Genomic DNA, 19,761 nt, shown 5'->3' on the forward strand with positions numbered 1-19,761 from the left:
TGCTGGTGCTTCTGTTTCTTCACCTGCTACATCTTCTTCAGCTGCTGCTGTATCATCACTAATTTCGCCTTCTTGTGTCCCATCATTATTTGTATCATCTATATTATCATTAATTGTGCCGGATTTAGCTTGAGCTAATTTGCTAACTAGTTTACCTTTTTCAGGAGATCCTGGTAGACTTTTGGCTAATGCAGATACTTCCTGACCATGGTTTTTCACTTGTTCAATAACTTCCGGATTAACGCCCTTTTTATCAAGCTCTGCTGCAGAAATAGGTGCACCAGCTGCTAAAAAGGCGGCAGCCATCATTGTTGTTGACATCACTAGTGGTGCTACTTTCTTCGACAATTTTTTATTTACTTCCTTAGAAACCATCTGTTTTTTATTCATTACTTCATCTCTCCTAATTCGTATTTTTTCCTACTGATAGGATGGATTTTTCATAAATCCTATTATTTACCGTTTCACCTCCTATTCGCCTGAGTAAGATTTTTACCCAAATTTTCCGGCAGTACCATCATCTGCCTGTCTCGACTATACCCAATCTTTGTTACCACTTTGTGTTACTCAGTTTAAAAAAAATGTCGGTTCCGTTACGTATTTGTAGAATTTTGCAACAAGTGAAATTTTTATATAAGGCCATAACAACTCTATTCTAAGAAAATGATTACGCTTTCAAGTTTGTCCTTTCTGATATTTCCGTGTTTTTTCACCCCATATAATTTGAATAAAAATGTCTAATTTCCCTTTACAATTAAAACCGGAAAGTAAAGATTATTAAAACAATATAAAATTTATTTAGTTTTCAAACATTTTATGGCATGCATGTAATTGTACAAGGACGCCCCTGGTAATTATCCAGCGAATATAACTTGATATAATACCTAGATTAACTTATAAACTACAGCCTGATGAGGCTGTCGTATTTATCGGACAGACACCTCCACCTGCAGTATACTTCGGTTTTCGGAGCTATCATTTATTTGAAATTTGGTTCTAAAACAACCACCTCTTTAAATAGAATAAATATATATCACTTGATACATATCACTGACTATTAATAAAGGAGTTTTAGCATGGCACCGAAGCAAAAGTTCACTAAGCAGGAAATTATTATCGCAGCATTTGATCTTGCTAGAGATAAAGGATTGGACTCCATCACGATTAGAAGCGTAGCTCAAAAGCTAGGAAGCTCAATTGCACCCATTTATGTAAACTTTAACAATATCGATGAACTGATTCAGGAAGTAGTAAAAAAAACTTTTGAGGTTTCAAGACAGATGTTAATAGAGCAGAATTCAGGTCATCCTTTTCGGGACATCGGAATTGCTAGTCTTAGGTTCGCGAATGAATATAGTCTCCTTTATAGAGATTTGATAATCAAAAATAACCCCCATATGAAATATGAGAACGAAAACATTTACATGGTTATTGAACAAATGAAAATGGATCCAATGTTGTCTCATTTTTCTAATGAAGAATTGAAGTCGATTTTATTCAAAATGCAAACGTTCCAAACGGGTCTTTCTGTTATGGCAGCGAACAAATTACTTCCAGAGGATTGTGATGATGAAAAGTTGATCGAGATTCTTGACAGCATAGCTGAAGATATTATCGCTGCTGCTCGTTTAAGAAAGAACGGGTCATTAACGTGATAAATATAAAGGAGGTAAGGTTTTATGCAAAACAGAAATGTTATTATTACAGGTGCCAATTCTGGAATAGGTAAAGCCGCAACACTTAAATTTGCCACAGAGGGTTACAACATTATCATGGCTTGTAGGGATATAGAGTTTAGTAGAATCGTCCAAAAAGAAATTATTGAAATATCTAAAAATAAAGATGTCTATTTAATGCAAGTGGATATGTCTTCGTTTAACTCCATCCGTACATTTTGCTCCGAATACAAAAGAAAATTTGATAAAGTGGACATTTTAATCCATAACGCCGCTTATTTTAATCATGGTGAAAAATATCAGCTTAGCCCTGATCATATTGAACTGACTTTTGCTACGAATGTATTTGGTCCTTATTTAATGACGACATTATTATTGGATCACCTAAAAAAATCTGATGACCCCAGAATCCTCCATGCAGGTAGTAATATCATTAAACATTTCTTTGACTTGAAAACAAAAATAATTTTTGATAACCTACAGGGCAAATTCAAGGATAGTAAACACCATAGTGTGTATAAAATGTATTGCCAATCTAAAATGGCATTATTGATGCTCACATTTAAAATGGCTGATATGTTTAAAGATGACGGGATCAAGGTAAATGCCTTACAAATCAATGGTGCAAAAATGTCAAAGCGAATGATAAAAAAATTTAAACCTTGGTGGCGACCAATCGCATGGATTCAAAATATATTTATTCCACCAACTTCATATATGGCAACTAACTATTTTGAAATTTGCACCTCCGATACATTTCAACATGTAACTGGAAAGCTTTTCAACGATAAATTAGAAATTATGCAAGTGGCACCAAATGAATATTCTGGTTTTTTCAAACAAGTAAAACGAGTGCTCGGTTCCAGTGTTTATCCCACATATGCTAATAAGAAAGACGTTATGGACCAACTATGGGAGTTAAGTACTGAGTTAACTACCCATTCTATCCATTCCACCTAGACTATCACCAAAAGTCTGACACTCAAAGAAATGAAAAAAGAGGCTTCTCAAAAGTTTAGTCAACTAATGAGAAAGCCTCTTTTAATTTACATTATGTTAGCAAGTCAAAAATCTACTCTAAAAATTTCTTCCTAATGTGCAAAAAAGGCTGATGAAAAAATTTCACCAGACCTCCAATCACTATATTAATAAATAAAAATTGCTATGATTAATACTGCGATTAACGCAGATGCAATGGAAAAACTAATTAATAGCTCCCTAGCATCATTAAAAATTCCATTGTTCTAGTTGTCCAACTGGTCTTTGGATGATTATTCCCCGCCAGTAACACCTAGTGCTTCACCAGTAATCGCTGCTGCACCGTCTGAAGCTAAGAATAGAGCTGTTGCTGCAATTTCTGAAGGTTCAAGTAAACGTCCTAACCATTGGTTACCAAGGATATGTGTTTTTAATGCTTCTTCTACTGAAGATCCATCTTTTTCTGCAAGTACTGGTAATTGTTTTTCAATTAGTTGTGTACGAGTTGGTCCAGGTAAAATTGAATTAGCTGTAATACCGTATTCGGCATTTTCCATTGCAACTACATTTGTAAATCCAATTTGTCCGTATTTTGCTGCAACATATGCAGATTTATATTTATCAGGTCTTCTACCGTGTCCTGAAGAAATGGTAATGATACGACCATATTTTTTCTTCTTCATTGCAGGAAGTACATGTTTCGTTGCTAAAAATGTCCCTTTTAGAATAACATCCACCACTAGATCCCATTTCTCTTCTGGAAATTCATCAGTAGGTGAAATAAACTGAAGACCTGCATTGTTTACAAGTACGTCTACTGTTCCACGGTCTGCGATAACTTGTTCAACTGCTGTTTTCACACTTTCTTCATTTGCTACGTTTGCTTTGTATCCTTTTGCATTTCCTAATTTTTCAGCTGCACCATTTGCGGCTTCTTCATTTAAATCAAAGATAGCAACAAAGTCACCATTTTTTACAAATTCCTCTGCGATAGCATAGCCGATTCCTTGAGCTGCACCTGTTACGATTACTGTACGTTCTTTTTGAGTTGTCATTGTTATTTCCTCCTACATTTCGAATTTTTTTAATATATATAATTAGTCAAAAAAGGATTAACTGCTTAATTGTGTGGAACGTTCTCTTTTGATTCACCTCCTCAATTGGACGTTTTTCAGATATCAATAAATAATAATGGCTGTAATTAATACTGCAATTAGAGCAAGTAAATTAGCACCCGTTACGGCGATAAATTGATACTTAAAGCCATTTTGATGAGTAAGTCCTGTTAAAGCTAAGAAAGTTAATACCGCACCATTATGCGGCATAAGTGTAATCACTGATGATGCAACCGCTGATACTCTATGGATTACTTCAGGGTTAAGCCCCATATCTAAGTAACTTTGACCGAATGCTTGCATAACAATTCCCAACGCTCCTGATGCAGATCCTGTTATTCCACCAAAAAGAGCGGAAGCAACGGATAAACTGATAAGCGGATTACCAGGAATGTTTAAAATAAAATCCGAAATATATTTAAAGCCTGGAGAAAAGGTGATAATCACACCAAAAGCTACGGCTGATGAAGTGAAGAAAACTGGCATAATAGAACCGCTTGCACCTTCATTAATCACTGCTTTTTGGCTTGGGATATATTTTTTAAATACTATTGCTGAGACAATAACAGCAGCAGCTAATCCGATCACAATAATATTTGGTACTTTTAAAACACTACCAACGATGATAATAGCAATCAAAAGTAAAATGGGAATGATACTTAAGGAAAAGGAAGGAATTTCCTTTTTTAATTCTTCATCCGATTCTTTCACATTAAAATCAGCAAATGTCTCTCCGTTTACTAAACTTTTATTTAAAGTAAATTTCATATACCATAAACCAAAGGCAGCTGCTACAACCGCTCCAATAATTCCTAAAAGTGGTGCTGCCGTAAGGGTTGTACCAAGATAGGCCGTAGGGACAACATTTTGAATAGATGGTGTAGCAGGTAACATGGTCATCGTAAACGTACCTAAACCAAGCTGAATCGGAATTGTTACTAAGTTCCATGCAATATTTAATTGTTTAAATAATGGTTTTGCAAGCGGAATAAGTACAAAAATAACTACAAATAAACTAACTCCACCATACGTTAAAATAGCCGTAATGATGAGTAGTGCTACTAATACTGAAAAAGGATTTTTTGTTCCTGTTTTTTCAAGAATTTTTTGTGCAATAGATTGAGCAGCTCCACTTTTATCGATATACTTAGCTAAAATTGCTCCTAAAAGAAAGACAGCAAAGAAATTTATTACAAAATCTGTTAAACCCGTCATATAGGAATTCTCTTTTCCAATTAAGGAAGCGAAAAAGTCTAGCTGGTTTGTTATGATCACGATAATCGATGCAATTGGAGCAACAATCAAAATACTAAAGCCTTTCATTGCTCCATAAATGACTACTATTATTCCAAGTACTATACCAATAACTTGAATGATGTCCATAATTGTCCTCCCCTTAATTTTTATGTTATATTTTCTGATATATCTTTTTGTTTATTTATCTTTAATTAATATATCTCGAAATTGAGATATAAAACTAAAAAAATGAATGAAAATCAAATTCTTACATTAATAATCGAGTTCTACTAGCATAGTCATTCCCAAAGATTAAAATCCCCTATAGCCAAAAAAGCAATAAATGTAAATGATTTCTCCTATTGACTTTGTTATCTGTAGCGTATTAATTCCCCCTAAATATTTGGTAAAATGTTCTTCCCTAACAGTTCTACTACAGTATGTCACAAAATATTCACATTTAGAAATACTAATAAGGTTATGGTATGTATACCTGTTAGGTTATAAATTGAAAAAAATTGCCTTCATGCTTATTTTGTTATAATAATATTTTGAAACCAAATAACAATACACTATCCTGTTAGAAATAGTAAATATGGCAAATAAATTATATAAGGGGGGTTATAGAAAGATGAAAGATCTTTCTGGAAAATATTTAAAGTCAATTGCTGAATACGGGAATTTCTCACATGCTGCCAAGGCCTTATATATATCACAGCCATACCTTAGCAAATATATTAAGAATTTAGAGGATGAATTAGGAATTGAGTTAGTTAACCGGAGAGTAAATCCCTTAACGCTAACATATGCAGGGGAACGATATTTATCTTATATGAATGAAATAGAACAGACATATACAAAATTGAAACATGAAATTGAGTCAATCTCTAATATGGAAAAAGGGCAGCTAAAGCTTGGTATAAACCCAATATTAGGTTCTCATACCCTCTATAATATTTTACCTGAATTCATCTTGAATTACCCTGGGATTGAAATTGAGCTGGTTGAGGAAGCTGCGAATGATATGGAATCTCTGCTTTTAGAGGGAAAAATTGATATATGTTTAAACATGCTTCCTATATTTAATCAGGAAATTGTCTATGACATCCTTTATGAAGAAAAACTATATCTTGTTATTCCCCCTTTTCATAAGCATTATAATCCCGATAAGAAACCAATTGCCCATATTCCATTTAATCCCCATCTTTTGGACGGGGAAAAATTTATTTTACTTAAAAAAGGGCTTGGTTTAAGGAGACTTACAGATGAAATATTCAAAGAATACTCCATTAATCCTAATATCGTAATTGAAACGCAGAATATCGAAAGTGCATTCCGGTTAGCAAATCGAGGTGTTGGTTTAACCATTATTCCTGAGAGTGTGGTTACCCGGGATAATATAATTACTGATTCTATTTTCTACACTTTAGGAAACCCAGTTTATAAGAATCATGTAGTGGTCAGTTATAAAAAAGGGGAATCCTTGTCTGCTCCTGCCTTTACATTCCTGAAAATAGCAAAAGAAAAGTATAAGCAATTTTAATGTATGGCCCTTTGAATCTTTTGGGGCCCTTACATTATTATAATGGCATTATAACAACCCTGTTCATTTATTAGATAGAAATGGCCTCCCGACAGTTAGATCTCATGAAATATGGAGGGAAGGCTGTGAAACCACTAAGCTGTCACCATTAGGGAATACTTAAAATAGGAGAAGGTTCCTGTCCCCTTGTCCCCCACAATTAGATTAAATTATGACAAAAATTCTGCTACTTGATTACTAAATAAATGTGTATCGAATACTCCGGCCATATGCCCTTTCATGCTTTCTATCTTATATAGTCGAGCATCTTTCCCTTGATTTTGTAATATCTCAACCATCTGCTGATTATAAACTGTTGGGAATAGCATATCACTTGTACAGGATACCATTAATACCTTAGCTGTAATTCTATTTAACGCTTCCTCTAAGGAATGAAAATCATGTGCAATATCCTGCAACATTGTAGCACGGCTAGTATAATACCAATGGCTTGCATCAACCGTAACCGAACTTACATTTTTGATTAATTCAAATAATTGCTTTTCATAGGATGTTTTAGCTTTAATATCGAAATAAGGATCAGTTTCACTACTATCACGTTTAAAAGTTTGCTCAAAATATTCTGATGTATATGCGCCAATATTCATTAACTGGCAAGCTAAACGAGTCGCCTCATCTGGTCCATCGTTATCCTCATAATCACCATTATTCCATTTTGGATCCAACTCAATAACCCGCATGGCGTGTTGACATACATTGAATGCTGTATGAACTGGAGTTTGTGAATTGGTTATGACACCAATTAATCTCTCCACCATTTCAGGATAGAGAACTGACCAGTTAATAGAGATAATACCTCCCGCAGAGGGTCCCATAACAGCATACAATTTTTTAATGCCTAGTTGTTTTGTTAAAAATTCATGTTGAATTCTTGCCATATCTCTATAATTAAATTGTGGGAACTCAAGGCCATATCTCTTTCCTGTTTCTGGATTAATTGAACGTGGACCAGTAGTGATAACCTTTGTATTTTTCACATGTACATTCGCAATATTATCTGTACTGATTACAAAGAATCTATTTGTATCGACCGCTTTTCCAGGGCCAATTAAATCATCCCAGTATCCTGGAAGAGGATCTTCCGGTGTATATTTTCCTGCTGAATGGGAAGATCCACTAAAATAATGATTTACTAGGATAACATTAGATTTGTCTTCATTTAATTTACCATATGTTTCATAACCTAATGTAATCGGAATGGTTTTTCCACTTTCAAAAGTAAAGTTATCGACAGTAAAACTTTGCTTTTCCACATAATTCATATCCTTCTTTTGTTCCTCCTTTAAATGGAAATAGTATATTTGATTGAAAATTCACCACAGAAGTAAATAATGATTTGTATGTATATTTCTAACGAGGTTAATCGTAACCATATGTAACATCGCGCATCATTGTTGCGCGGCTTGTATAATATCAATGACTTGCATCAACTACTGCTGATCCATTTTTAATAGCTTCATATAACTGTTTTCCAAAAGCAGTTTGATTTGAATATCCATATTAGGTTCTGTTTCTATGCTATCACGTTTATAAGTTTGTTCATAGATTTCTGCAATATAAATCTAATGAAAATAACCATCAGGTAATCCATTATTACTACTCTTCTTCTCGACAATATTCTTCCCGTCCAAGAGGATTAAACCCAAGTATGGCAGCATTTAGAGCGATTCTAATCAAACGTTTGGTTAGTGCCAATTCTACTAATCAAGCATTTGACTAAATATTGCCTCAGGCCTCTAAATAAATAAGCTATGGGCTTTTTCAAGAGAATTATTTGTCGTAAAAAGGTTGCGATTTACTGGATTCCACTCCAAAAACAACAATAGAAGCCAGTAAAATACATATTCTTAAAAATACATACTAGTTTTTATACGAATTAATCGTTTAATTAGAAATGCATTAAGCCCTTTTAAACGGAGCTTTTTCCTGTTTTCAAGGAATATTTTTTGTCGAAGAAAAAAAGTGGCTGATACAAAATCTATTTCAATTAATCAATCAGCGGACAATCGAAATCCCCAGTTGTAAGAAGTCTTAGGCATTGACAAATTAGCTTTTCTAAGGCCAGTGGGTCAGTCCCCCGCTACATTAGCACTTTAGCAGACTGGGGGACCCCCTTTTCCCAGAAAGAAAAGACCTCCCAACAGTTTAGTAAACTGATGAAAGGCCTTCTCCAATAAAATACTGATATAAATCAATACTTTTTGAAGTCCTAGCTATAGTACTATATTAAAGACATTCATTACTTAAAAACCCTTCTAATTATTTATTATCATTTCTATTATACTTTCGTTCACTTTGTGAATCATCCTTAGTCTTAATTTTTTTCCTTTCATCTTCCATCTCTATTTTCAAATCTTCTAACGGTATTTCATCAACAAATTCCTGACCTTCTAACTTTTCAGCACCATATAGTTTTTTATTTTTTGATGATTTAGTATCTTTACTACTCATATTTTTCACCTCAGATATATGATTTTGTATTATATAGCCTTTAATAATAAGTATTAAACATTTACTTGTTTCCAAACTCCTGTTTTTTGTAATCCTATTAATCCAGTGAAAACCTTTTGTATATTTACGTACGCAAGAATTACTACTAGAAAAGAGGTTAAATTTTCACCTGGCGGGTAAATATTAATATCTTGTTTTCTAGCAACTGATTTAAACAGCGAGGAGTGGAATAAATTGAATATCTTATTGACATCAACTGCAAGAAGAATAGATTTCGTAGGATTTTTTCAAGATGCTTTAAAAAATGCTGGTATTGACGGGAAAGTAATTGCTGCCGATCCTGAATATAATGCCCCATCGCTCCAAGCAGGAGACGAAAACTATGTCATTCCAGAGCAAACAGATTCAGATTATATAGAAAAAATAATGGAGATTTGTAAGAAACATCAGGTGGACTGTCTTGTCCCATTGAATGATTGGGAAGTGCCCCAAATATCTGCACACAAAAAAGAACTGGAGAAATTAGGTGTATCCGTATTTGTGCCAGATTCAGATATTGTCAAAAAGGTACGGGACAAGGGAAAGTACCGGGAGCTACTTGATCCGTTGGGTGTTAAGACCCCGCTTTCCTACCTCAATGTTCAAGATGCGAAGAAGGCATTGGAAAAACAAGAAGTATCCTTTCCGTTAATCGTGAAGCCCCGTAACGGTTCAGCCTCAATCGGTGTTGAAATTATCGATAATGTAGAGGATATGGAATTTGCCTATCAGCTTGTCGTTCGAAAAATTAAAGAAAGTCCATTGAATGGCGCCACATCCAGAGAACCGGAGGACAATATCATTATTCAGGAAGTGATTGAAGGTGATAAATTTAGTTTGGATATGTTTAACGATTTAAATGGCCGCTTTCTTACTTCATTCGCTCGGAAGCAATTAGGTATGAGGGGCGGAGATATCGATCGGTGCATTACGGTCAATAGCCCGGAATTAACAGAAATCGCACAGCAATTAGGTAAAAGCTTTGGCCATGCAGGCTATATGAACACGGATGTCTATTTCAATGGTACCGATTATTACGTTATTGACATCAATCCCCGCTTTGGCGGCGGTTATGCTTTTACCCATTCAGCAGGAGCGGATATCCCAGCGGCAATCATTGCGCTAACCGCCGGTAAACAGGTACAAGAGGATTGGTTGCGTCAAAAACCTGATATTGAGCTGGCGCGACATGACACTGTTGTTTCAATAGATAAACAAAAGGTAATGTAAGCACTTCAAGAGTAACATTGAATGTAAAACGTTGGATCAAACTTTTAAAAATAGAGGAGGGTGAAAATGAGCGATCCAATCCCCCTATTAGAAGAACTAATAAAAATAGATAGCTCTACAAAAGCAGGTGCGAATGAAGCGATTGCCTATTGTGAACAATGGTTAACAGATCAAGACCTCCCCGTAAAAAAACTAGAGAATAATGGGTTCCACATGCTCGTTTGTGAAATAGGCCAAGGTGATCATAAGGTTGTATTAAACGGACATATCGATGTCATTGAAGCGGAGGAAAGACAGTTCCAACCCTATATCAAAGATGGAAAAATGTATGGCCGCGGTGCAGTGGATATGAAAGCAGGAGTGGCTGCTTTCATGGTGGCAGCAGCATATTTGAAAGACAGGGACTTAACTTCCAGGGTCATGCTTCAAATCGTTCCAGACGAGGAGATCGGGGGCATCAACGGGACCAAATATTTAACAAAAAATGGATATTTTGGTGATTTTATTATTTGTGGTGAACCAACAAATATGGGGATTGCCATCCAATCTAAAGGCGTGCTTCAGCTTGATATTACCGTCCAGGGGAAATCAGCCCATGGGAGTCGTCCATGGGAAGGCACAAATGCAATAACCAAAGCGATTAATCTCTTTGAAGAAATTTTAGAACTTCCTTTTGCACAAGAAAGCTCCCCTATGTTTAATAAGCCATCTATCAATCTCGCGAAGATCCAAGGAGGAACCGTCTATAATAAGGTACCGGATCTATGTGAAATGTTCCTGGATATCAGATATCTGCCAGACCAGTCTCCGGAGAATATTGTTCATCAGATTCAGGCAATAACTGACGGTACAGTAACAATCCATAATTGCAATAATCCGGTTAAAACAAAAGCAGACAATCCTTATGTAGAAGCTTTGGGCGAATCAATTAAACGAATCACCCAGCTCGAAAAAGTAACCATATTCGGTCAGCATGGTTCCAACGATGGACAGTTTTTCAACAAGTACGGAGGTTCAGCCGTAGAATTTGGACCCGTTGGCAGCGACTGGCATGGGGATAACGAAATGGTTTTTGTCGATTCGGTGAGAGAATATCAAGATGTGCTGGTGGATTTTATTTTAACCTTGGATGATTATCCAAAAACTCACCGATGATTATTTGATTAGGAACTACCTGGTTACCTGGTTTATATAAAAATTAGAGAAACGTCCGAGACGCTTATTGAAAATAGCAGAGCTAAATCCTGAACTAACAAAGGAAATAAATAAAGAGGCTTCCCAAAAGTTCACCGAACTTATGGAAAGCCTCTAATCAATACTTTTATTTAAGAAAATGTTACCCTTTTGTTACCCTAGGTTACTATCATGGTATCAAAAGATCCAAAAAATCCCGTGTTTGTTTTATGGGATCCTAGGGACATGATTACATCATGCCGCCCGTAAGACTGCACTGTTTTTATTTACGTTTCACCATGATGGTTGATGTCGTAACAGTTGAGTTTCCAGCGTTGTCGAACAGTTTATAGGTAGTGGTGTAAATTCTGTCCGAACCGCTTCTTTCATTCCTCAAATAAAAGTCCGTATCAGCAGTTCCGTATACCGCGCCCTGAATATCCGGTTCAGGCAGTTTCCCGCCCTTCACAACATCAGGCTGACTGCTTGTAATGGACACGAGCTCAAACGAAGCAATACCGGATACTGCATCCCTTGCATCCACAGTAGCCTTCACATATATAAGCTTTCCTGTACCGCCAATAATAACAGACGGATTGAATGTAACATTCAACAATGGCTGGATTTTATCAATTTTCACTTGGACGGTTTTAATGTCTTCCACATTGCCGGCCTTGTCGGTACTTCTATACTCAAGGGTATTTACACCCTGCCCGCTTACCTTGACCGGACTAGTATATGCAGTCCATGTCCCGCCATTTAGCCTGTATTCGGTCTTTTCCACAACCGAAATGGAATCGGCCGCTGTCAGGCTTACTTCTGCATCACTGTTGTACCAGCCATCCCTTACGGAAGAAGTAGTCGATGGAGCTGTTTTATCAATTACGAATTCCACTTTTTTAACATCTTCAACATTACCCGCCATATCAACACTTTGATATTCCACTGTGTTTGTACCTTCAGTTCGTACATAAGTTGGGGCCTGATATTGGGTCCAGCTTCCTCCATTCACTCTGTACTCTGTCCATGCTATACCGGACGTTTCATCTTGTGCAGTAAAGGAAAGAGGCAGATCCACCCTTATCGGATACGAAGGAATATCACCGATTGATGTAACAGGTTTTCGTGTATCGATCTTGATGATTCCAGCTTTTACATTCTCTTCATTGCCGGCTTTGTCGATACTCTTATATTCAACATTCGTTGTGCCATCCACTGAAAGACTAAACTGGCTGGCGTATTGCAGCCATTCCCCACCATTGATCCTGTAAAGTGTTTTATCTACACCTGCGTCATTGTCTTCAGCAGTCAACAATACCATGACGTTAGAACCATACCAGCCGTTAGCTCCGGTTTGGCCCTGGACATTCATCGAAGTTATAGGTACAGAGGTATCCGGTGTCTCCACAAGTATGTTGTACTGGGATAAATCCCTATGTTCAAAAGTACTGCCTTTAGACCCTTCCTTACTATTATAGTACGTGTAAAAATTACCCTTATTATCAGCCACATTAATATCATAGAGTTGCCAGATGCCCACTGGGTCAGAAAGATTTGTTACTAATATCCCTTCGTATTTTGAAGTCTCTGGATTATAGGTTAATTCTACATCTCTCGTAGGGTAACCGACAGGAGTTTTATATGAAACAGAAACATGCTCAACCCCGGAGAGATCGTCTACGATGTCTGCCGAAAGCCGTACCTGTTCCCCTGGCAAAATGGTTGTTTTGGAAACTGAAAACCCGTTTAATTGCGGCGATGTAATGTCTCCTATAGTTCCATACACTTCAATATTATAAGCACTTAAATCTCTCACTTCGTAGTAATCCTCTTGAGACGGTGTCTCCCCATTTTGATAGGTATAAGAGTTATATAGCTTATCCCCCAAGTGGATTGTATGAATAGACCAAATTCCAGGCAAATCATACGGATCGGCATAAAATGTGCCTTCATATTTTCCGGTTTCCTGGTTAAAGAACAGTTCAATACCTTTGCCACCTTCACTATCTCCATTTGGCGGCACAAAACTTACGTGTACATACTCCACTCCGGAACCTTCTTCAATAATATCGGCTGACACTGTGACCGATTCCCCGCCAGTTACCCTTGGGGCTGAAATAGATAAGCTATTCAGCTTCGGTGCAGTGATATCTACTACAGTGCCATATACTTCAATATTGTACCCGGATAGATTCCGATATTCATAGTTCCATCCCTTAGACGGTGTCTCTCCATGATAAACCCTATACCCATTCCCTTGCTTGTCCTTTAAATAGATGTATGAAAGTTCCCACACGCCTGCATCATCATACTTTGATACAGTGAAAGAACCTTCATATTTTTGCGTTTCTGGATTGTAAATTAAATCAACACTCTTAGAACCGCCCTTGGTGTAAGGGCCAGTTGGACCATTATAATATGCATATGCATAATCCACCCCAGATTCCTCTTCGAGTATTTCTGCACTCAGCATGATGGATTCGCCCAGAGTAACCTTTGTTCCGGATAACGAAAAACTTGTTAACTTTGGCGGCGTCACGTCACCCGCAGCAAATCCATTGGACACCGGTGATAATAATGAAAAAAGTAAAAGCAGCGTTGTTAACTTAGCAATCCAGTTTCCCCTTTTTCTTGAAAAAATCAATTCTCCCCCACACTCCCATTTGAAAATTATGTACCTCTTAATATTACCTTATTTATCCAATAAGAGTATATAAAAAGTTCTTAATATGTAAAAATAAGGTTCTTTTTAAAGAATTTGTGTTAATTGAAGCAGGTGTAGGAGTAAAAGAAATTCAACAGCAATTAGGGCATACCATTATAAACACTACAATGAATTTATGCTCCTATGACTGCAAACATGGAAAAAAAAGTCTCCCAAAAGTTTGATAAACTAATGGAAGACCTTCTCTACTTGTTGGTTTTACTATTGACTGGGTTTTAAAACCCTAATTACATCATGCCGCCCCTAAGGTGAGAGTGTGTAATATCTTTAACTATCTATGTATGCAAAAAGTGCATTATTTCAAGGTTTTTGTTAATTTGGGGTGTAACATCTTTAACGGAATTTTACCGTTTTTCACTTGAGCGCGTTAGCAAAATGTTAGCATTTTAAACTTATTTCTGTTTTTAGCATGATAAGATAGCGACTTCACTAAATAGTCTTTCATTTCTTTCATCATTAAAACTAAAATAATCCCTGTGCCAATAATCGATAAACATCCAGGCGTTTCTCTTGTGAGTGAGGAATACTACAAATCATCGCTTCATCAAATCCATAGTGAGCTTGCTCTTCTTGTAACAATGTTGCGATTTCGTTTACTGCGCCCACTAAATGAATTTTACGGTTTTCTTTAATGATCATGTGATCCATTTCCGTCAATGGATAATCACGGGCATCTTCAGGTGTCAAAACTGCCTCGATCCTACCTTTCATAAACTGTAAACGCCAAATATCTTGAGGCTTTGCTTCAAATTCAGCTTCTTCCTTTGTTACAGCTGTTGTTACCATATAGGAAACATTGATTTGCGGTTTCTCCATAAAAGCTGAAGGATGAAAGTTCCTTTTGTATGCATCTAAAATCTCTTTGGACATTTCACCATTGAAAAACTGTGCAAAAGAATAGCCCACGCCTCTAAGTCCAGCTTGAATAGCGCTATTGCCAGTCGACCCCAACAGCCAAGCTTCAGGCAAAATGACTTGGGACGGTGTTGCGATTGTTTTATTATATAAGCCTTCTTCAGGGACTTCGTCGTTGATCAACTGCAGTGCAATATCAAATTTTTCGTACATATTGTTTACCATCGGTTGGCGTCCTTCAGATAACGCATAAATGGAATAGTTATCCCCTCCAGGAGCCCGACCAACACCAAAATCAATGCGTTCCGGTGAAAAAGCACTTAGTGTTTTAAACACCTCCGCTAGTTTCAGCGGGGAATAGTGCATCAGCATCACTCCACCGGTTCCGATACGAATTTTTTTCGTTATTGCGGCCAAATGAGCTGCCGTCACTTCAGGAGCTGAACTTGCAAAAGTATTAGTTGCATGATGTTCTGCCATCCACATTCGATGATATCCTAATTCATCTCCCAAAACAGCCAATTCTTCCGCGTTTTTCAATGCAGCCGCTGCCGTATTCCCTTTCGTAATAGGGGCTTGATCCAATATACTTAATCTCATCTTTGCAAAACTTCCTTCCTATCAGTTTATCCTATCCGCCAATCGACTTTTTTGGGCCGCCGGAATGCTTAAATCTTATCAATGCATCTGACATTAGATGACCACCTGAAACTAGATCAAGTCACGTACCATTTAAACCGCTGCTCCCAACAATTTCTCTAGGTTCTGTTTAGTGAAATGGTACGTTTCATTACAGAAATGGCAGGCATTTCATTTGGATTTTCAGTTTCCATGACTTTTATAAAACCATTTTTTCTTTTAACCATTCTTGTAGTTCTAGCAATTTTTGTTCATATCCATCCTTAATTTCTTCATATAAGGATGCTATTGTTTCGCGTTTTAGTACAGATTTCCAAGCTGACTCGGCTTCTTCCATTAAGTCCGTTAACAAGCAGCACCTATTTTCTTCTTCTAAGTCAAGCATGTCATGTAACACACCACTAGAAGAATAAAGAGATTGCTGACCTTCAATAGCAAGATAAATATCGTAAATCCGAATGTCTTCAGGTTTTTTCCTTAATTTAAACCCTCCTTTTACCCCAGGCACAGAGGTAATCAAATCTGCACTGACTAACTTCCTCAACAATTTTTGAAAATAAGTTGGTGAAGCTCCTAATTGTTGACTTATCGCTTCCCCTGGTAATACAGCTTTGTCTGGCAACATGTTAAGAATAAGAATGGCATACACTGACTGTTCTACTCCCGTTTTCATCTGCATTAAGATCACTACCTATATTCTAAATTTATTTAAAAACATTTTCTTTAGATATAAAATTATAATACGGATAATCATTATCCGTATTAGTATATACAACCATTATCGAAAAGTAAAATTTTCTTTCTCTATACCTTTCTTCTTCAACTCCACAAGAGTATTTGAAGCTATATATTTTATAGAAAAAAGAAGCTACCCTTAATAGTGGGTATCTTCTTCGCAAATAAAACTTATTGATTCACTTCTTCTTTATCCTTTGTAAATTGCTTAATAAAGTCTGCAATTCTTTCCCCTACCATTATTGCGGTTGCTGCTGGCCCACGTGATGGAACAGTTGGGAAGATTGATGTGTCAGCAACCCATAATCCTTCCATTCCATGTACCCTACCATATTGGTCAACTACCGCTTCAGGGTCGCTACTTGGCCCCATTTTAGCACTTCCACTAGCATGAATAGCGGATGCAAGGTGAGAGCGTAACCACGCATTTAATTTTCCATCATCATTTAAAGTAGCTTCATCTATTTCGGTCAATTTTTTAAAATACGGTTTAAAAGCATCGCTAGTTAATATTTTTACGGCAGTTCTCATGGCTTCTCTCATTCTACTTAAATCATATTCATTTTCTAAATAATGATAATCTACTTTTGGATACACATGAGGATCTTTAGAAGTAATGGTAATATTTCCTCTTCCCTTAGAGTATTGCACACCTACAACAATCATCATGTCACCCTGATGCATTGCTTGCTGAAGGAAACGTTTTTTGGAAATACCCTTCACTGATTTCAATGTTTGGCCTGGTCTTCGGATTATATCTGTAATTCCCTTAAACATTGACCCTGATGCGCCAAGCATGGAAGCCCCAAGCGGTAAAGACATTAGCATGATTTCCAAATCACCTGGATGTTCTGAGCCCTTTGATGTGAAATTTAATACAGACTGCAGATTATCTTGCTGCTCTTCCGGGTCAGGTACTCGATTTGGTTTATATCCCATTTGTATGTCAGGATGGTCAGAAAACTTTTTACCAACACCAGGTAAATTATGTACCACATCAATGCCAACCGATTCTAATTCTTCACTCGGTCCAATACCAGATAGCATCATTAGATGAGGCGTATTAAAAGCACCTGCAGATAAGACAATTTGATCCCCATAAATTATTTCTGTGTCACCATGTCTTTCGACTTCAACACCAATTGCCTTCTTCCCATTAAAAACGATTTTCCTCACAAATGTATTTCCACTGACAGTTAAATTTCTACGATTTCTATTTGGATTAATATAAGCAAGACCGGTATTAATCCTTATGCCATCTACTATATTTGAGGGTACTGGACCATAACCAGGTTCCCCTTCTGCATTCTTATCTTCTTCATAGGTGAAACCAAGATCTTTACATGCTTGATAAAATGCTTTCGTCATCCCATAAGGATTTTCTATTTCCCTGTAAACTGGTACCGGACCTTTACTGCTATGAATATCTGTGTCACCAAAATTCATGTCATTTTCCATTTTCATATAATATGGCAAAACCTTTTCGTATCCCCATTCCGTGTTACCTGCTTCCACCCAACGATCAAAGTCCGCCTTTGGAGCGCGGATAAAATAACAACCATTTAAAGAAGATGAACCACCGAGAATTTTTCCTCTTGGAACTGAATATGGCAAATCTGGCGTGAGGTTTCCTGTGTAAGCCCAGTTATTTGGATGTCCTGGGACTGCTCCGGCCATATAAGTAGCATTTAAAAGATCTTGTGGAAACTGATCACTATCAGGATAATCCGGGCCTGCCTCAATCAATAAAACTTTTTGTTCTGGATCCTCGCTTAAACGAGCTGCCAGAGGGGCACCTGCAGATCCTGCTCCAATAATAATAAAATCATATTTACTCACACGTTTCTCCTCCTTAAGATTATTTTTTATTTACAGGTGAAAATTTCCCCATTTTGAAACCGCTTTCCTTTTTTTGCTGTCTTCCTCCTTTTCTATCACTTAATGTCATTTTATTAGAATCCGACTTCCCTTGTATATTCCCTTCTTTAGGAGATACTTTTTTCGTCTAAATAGTAGTATTTTTAAAGTTTACGATACCTATGTGGTAATAGTCTAAATTTTCCGATAATATATATTGTATATAAGTAATTTGGAGGGGTAAATGCTATGGAACAAACTGATATTCTTAAACAAGTCTCAGACCTTACAAATATATCTAATCATGAAGACAAGCTTTATAGTATTCTACAAACTTATATCGATATCTTTCCTGTCAAGGATGCCTTTCTATACCGATATTCACCTATTGGTTACCTTTGTGAAGGCGTAATCGGATTATCTTCATCACGTATTATTCATATTCGAGAAGAGAGAGCAAGTATCAAGACAGCTTCCGGTTTTATCCCTCTATTAAAAGATAAGAAGGCTAGATTCTATACTGGAATAGAATTTACAAAACTCATGACAAGTGATTATATATTTTCTTCTAAAATTGATTCCGCATTAGTGGTCCCCCTCTGTATCGGGCCAGTAATTATTGGATTCATTCTTAGTTATCATATCGATGGTGAACCGAACTTTGATAAAAAATTACTTGAAACAATAACTCACTTTGGAAAATTGTCAGGAAGTTTGCTTGAGAACAATGAAATGGTTGGGAACACACAAATTTTAAGCAAAAGGGAAGTCGAAGTAATGCAGAGAATTTCATGGGGAGAAAATACAGAGGAAATCGCTGACTTATTAGGAATCGGTAATTTAACCATACAGCAATATGTAAAATCTGTACTAAAAAAATTAAAAGTACAGAATCGCACTCATGCAATTGCTGTGCTTTTAAGAAAAGGGATGATAACTTAATCTGAAATCAATTAGGCAAAGCTGGTGAATCACTCGAACAAATCATGGACAGATTTGTTCATACCGATGATTAGATTACTACGAAAAATGTGTATCTCCACGTAACCCAAAAATAAAAAAGGAAGCTTCCCAAAGTTCAGTGAACTTATGAAAAGCCTCCGTTTAAAATCCTCAATTTTAGCAAGAATATTGGTAAACGGAAGCGTTCGATATAGATTTTCTTCAAGGTAATGTCGAGAAAAATGGATTTTTTATTGTCCACTTTCTTGACAGAAGACCACTTCGGTCACTCCAGACTCCCTGCACTGACCCATATGCTTTTTCTGAGTGCTCCTCGGTCACTTTGAACCGTTTATCATCCAAAAATCTTGATACGCAAATTTTAACAACACAAAAAACCACTCCCTAATTTTATAAAGGAAGTGGTTATTGCTATTGATATAAGATTATACAAGACTTCTTCAAAGAAAGGAGTGAAAAATAGCTTCCACTACTTTTCTAGTTCAG

The 19,761-nt window shown here is 36.6% G+C and carries 15 protein-coding genes and 1 pseudogene; 7 read left to right on the top strand and 9 right to left on the bottom strand.

Annotated features, from left to right (window positions below):
• A partial coding sequence (locus V7124_RS22540; protein ID WP_335418778.1) for a hypothetical protein occupies positions 1 to 390 on the bottom strand: 390 nt, incomplete at its 3' end.
• Positions 391 to 1,076: 686 nt separating this feature from the next.
• On the opposite strand from V7124_RS22540, the gene V7124_RS22545 reads away from it, so the two are divergent.
• Entirely contained in the window at positions 1,077 to 1,655 is a 579-nt protein-coding gene (locus tag V7124_RS22545; RefSeq protein WP_335418780.1) for a TetR/AcrR family transcriptional regulator, read from the top strand.
• Positions 1,656 to 1,679: 24 nt separating this feature from the next.
• Positions 1,680 to 2,636 carry an SDR family NAD(P)-dependent oxidoreductase gene (locus V7124_RS22550; RefSeq protein WP_335493700.1) on the top strand — a complete coding sequence of 319 codons (957 nt, stop codon included), beginning with the start codon at positions 1,680 to 1,682 and terminating at the stop codon, positions 2,634 to 2,636.
• Between the two features lie 311 nt (positions 2,637 to 2,947).
• Here V7124_RS22550 and V7124_RS22555 read toward each other — a convergent pair whose 3' ends face one another.
• Both V7124_RS22555 and V7124_RS22560 read right to left on the bottom strand, forming a co-directional pair.
• Positions 2,948 to 3,709, bottom strand: a complete 762-nt coding sequence (locus V7124_RS22555) for a 3-hydroxybutyrate dehydrogenase (protein WP_335418784.1) — start codon at positions 3,707 to 3,709, stop codon at positions 2,948 to 2,950.
• A 123-nt stretch (positions 3,710 to 3,832) separates the two neighbouring features.
• Complete coding sequence (locus V7124_RS22560; protein WP_335418786.1) at positions 3,833 to 5,152, bottom strand: GntP family permease; 1,320 nt, start codon at positions 5,150 to 5,152, stop codon at positions 3,833 to 3,835.
• A 484-nt stretch (positions 5,153 to 5,636) separates the two neighbouring features.
• Between V7124_RS22560 and V7124_RS22565 the strand changes: the two genes are divergently transcribed.
• Positions 5,637 to 6,548 carry a LysR family transcriptional regulator gene (locus V7124_RS22565; RefSeq protein WP_335493702.1) on the top strand — a complete coding sequence of 304 codons (912 nt, stop codon included), beginning with the start codon at positions 5,637 to 5,639 and terminating at the stop codon, positions 6,546 to 6,548.
• Positions 6,549 to 6,757: 209 nt separating this feature from the next.
• Here the strand turns inward: V7124_RS22565 and V7124_RS22570 are convergent, their stop codons facing one another.
• Positions 6,758 to 7,870, bottom strand: a complete 1,113-nt coding sequence (locus V7124_RS22570) for an alpha/beta fold hydrolase (RefSeq protein ID WP_420490585.1) — start codon at positions 7,868 to 7,870, stop codon at positions 6,758 to 6,760.
• Between the two features lie 997 nt (positions 7,871 to 8,867).
• Positions 8,868 to 9,059, bottom strand: a complete 192-nt coding sequence (locus tag V7124_RS22575; RefSeq protein WP_335418027.1) for a hypothetical protein — start codon at positions 9,057 to 9,059, stop codon at positions 8,868 to 8,870.
• Between the two features lie 234 nt (positions 9,060 to 9,293).
• Here V7124_RS22575 and V7124_RS22580 point away from each other — a divergent pair, with 234 nt between their 5' ends.
• Both V7124_RS22580 and V7124_RS22585 read left to right on the top strand, forming a co-directional pair.
• Positions 9,294 to 10,328, top strand: coding sequence for an ATP-grasp domain-containing protein (locus V7124_RS22580; protein ID WP_335418024.1), 1,035 nt, complete (start codon positions 9,294 to 9,296; stop codon positions 10,326 to 10,328).
• A gap of 66 nt (positions 10,329 to 10,394) precedes the next feature.
• Entirely contained in the window at positions 10,395 to 11,483 is a 1,089-nt protein-coding gene (locus tag V7124_RS22585) for a M20 family metallopeptidase (RefSeq protein WP_335418021.1), read from the top strand.
• Between the two features lie 301 nt (positions 11,484 to 11,784).
• On the opposite strand, the gene V7124_RS22590 is transcribed toward V7124_RS22585, so the two are convergent.
• Positions 11,785 to 14,145 carry an OmpL47-type beta-barrel domain-containing protein gene (locus V7124_RS22590; RefSeq protein ID WP_335493705.1) on the bottom strand — a complete coding sequence of 787 codons (2,361 nt, stop codon included), beginning with the start codon at positions 14,143 to 14,145 and terminating at the stop codon, positions 11,785 to 11,787.
• A gap of 116 nt (positions 14,146 to 14,261) precedes the next feature.
• Here V7124_RS22590 and V7124_RS22595 point away from each other — a divergent pair.
• Positions 14,262 to 14,445 (top strand): annotated as a pseudogene (locus tag V7124_RS22595) (hypothetical protein); the annotation flags it as partial.
• A 243-nt stretch (positions 14,446 to 14,688) separates the two neighbouring features.
• Here V7124_RS22595 and V7124_RS22600 read toward each other — a convergent pair.
• From V7124_RS22600 to V7124_RS22610, 3 genes are all read right to left on the bottom strand, one after another.
• Complete coding sequence (locus V7124_RS22600; RefSeq protein WP_335493707.1) at positions 14,689 to 15,681, bottom strand: LLM class flavin-dependent oxidoreductase; 993 nt, start codon at positions 15,679 to 15,681, stop codon at positions 14,689 to 14,691.
• A gap of 238 nt (positions 15,682 to 15,919) precedes the next feature.
• Complete coding sequence (locus V7124_RS22605; protein ID WP_335418013.1) at positions 15,920 to 16,399, bottom strand: RrF2 family transcriptional regulator; 480 nt, start codon at positions 16,397 to 16,399, stop codon at positions 15,920 to 15,922.
• Between the two features lie 227 nt (positions 16,400 to 16,626).
• Positions 16,627 to 18,294: a GMC family oxidoreductase gene (locus V7124_RS22610; RefSeq protein ID WP_335418010.1), complete on the bottom strand. Its 1,668-nt coding sequence runs from the start codon at positions 18,292 to 18,294 to the stop codon at positions 16,627 to 16,629.
• A gap of 267 nt (positions 18,295 to 18,561) precedes the next feature.
• Here V7124_RS22610 and V7124_RS22615 point away from each other — a divergent pair, with 267 nt between their 5' ends.
• Positions 18,562 to 19,254 carry a LuxR C-terminal-related transcriptional regulator gene (locus V7124_RS22615; RefSeq protein ID WP_335418007.1) on the top strand — a complete coding sequence of 231 codons (693 nt, stop codon included), beginning with the start codon at positions 18,562 to 18,564 and terminating at the stop codon, positions 19,252 to 19,254.
• Positions 19,255 to 19,761: the final 507 nt, after the last annotated feature.

This window comes from Neobacillus niacini (assembly GCF_036961885.1).
GTDB classification, from domain to species: Bacteria; Bacillota; Bacilli; order Bacillales; family Cytobacillaceae; genus Neobacillus; species Neobacillus niacini_H.

What these genes read in the sequence shown, in the direction of transcription:
- V7124_RS22545 (WP_335418780.1), top strand. Translation starts at nt 1,077, where the DNA reads ATGGCACCGAAGCAAAAGTTCACTAAGCAGGAAATTATTATCGCAGCA.
- V7124_RS22550 (WP_335493700.1), top strand. Translation starts at nt 1,680, where the DNA reads ATGCAAAACAGAAATGTTATTATTACAGGTGCCAATTCTGGAATAGGT.
- V7124_RS22555 (WP_335418784.1), bottom strand. Translation starts at nt 3,709, where the DNA reads ATGACAACTCAAAAAGAACGTACAGTAATCGTAACAGGTGCAGCTCAA.
- V7124_RS22560 (WP_335418786.1), bottom strand. Translation starts at nt 5,152, where the DNA reads ATGGACATCATTCAAGTTATTGGTATAGTACTTGGAATAATAGTAGTC.
- V7124_RS22565 (WP_335493702.1), top strand. Translation starts at nt 5,637, where the DNA reads ATGAAAGATCTTTCTGGAAAATATTTAAAGTCAATTGCTGAATACGGG.
- V7124_RS22570 (WP_420490585.1), bottom strand. Translation starts at nt 7,870, where the DNA reads ATGAATTATGTGGAAAAGCAAAGTTTTACTGTCGATAACTTTACTTTT.
- V7124_RS22575 (WP_335418027.1), bottom strand. Translation starts at nt 9,059, where the DNA reads ATGAGTAGTAAAGATACTAAATCATCAAAAAATAAAAAACTATATGGT.
- V7124_RS22585 (WP_335418021.1), top strand. Translation starts at nt 10,395, where the DNA reads ATGAGCGATCCAATCCCCCTATTAGAAGAACTAATAAAAATAGATAGC.
- V7124_RS22600 (WP_335493707.1), bottom strand. Translation starts at nt 15,681, where the DNA reads ATGAGATTAAGTATATTGGATCAAGCCCCTATTACGAAAGGGAATACG.
- V7124_RS22605 (WP_335418013.1), bottom strand. Translation starts at nt 16,399, where the DNA reads ATGCAGATGAAAACGGGAGTAGAACAGTCAGTGTATGCCATTCTTATT.
- V7124_RS22615 (WP_335418007.1), top strand. Translation starts at nt 18,562, where the DNA reads ATGGAACAAACTGATATTCTTAAACAAGTCTCAGACCTTACAAATATA.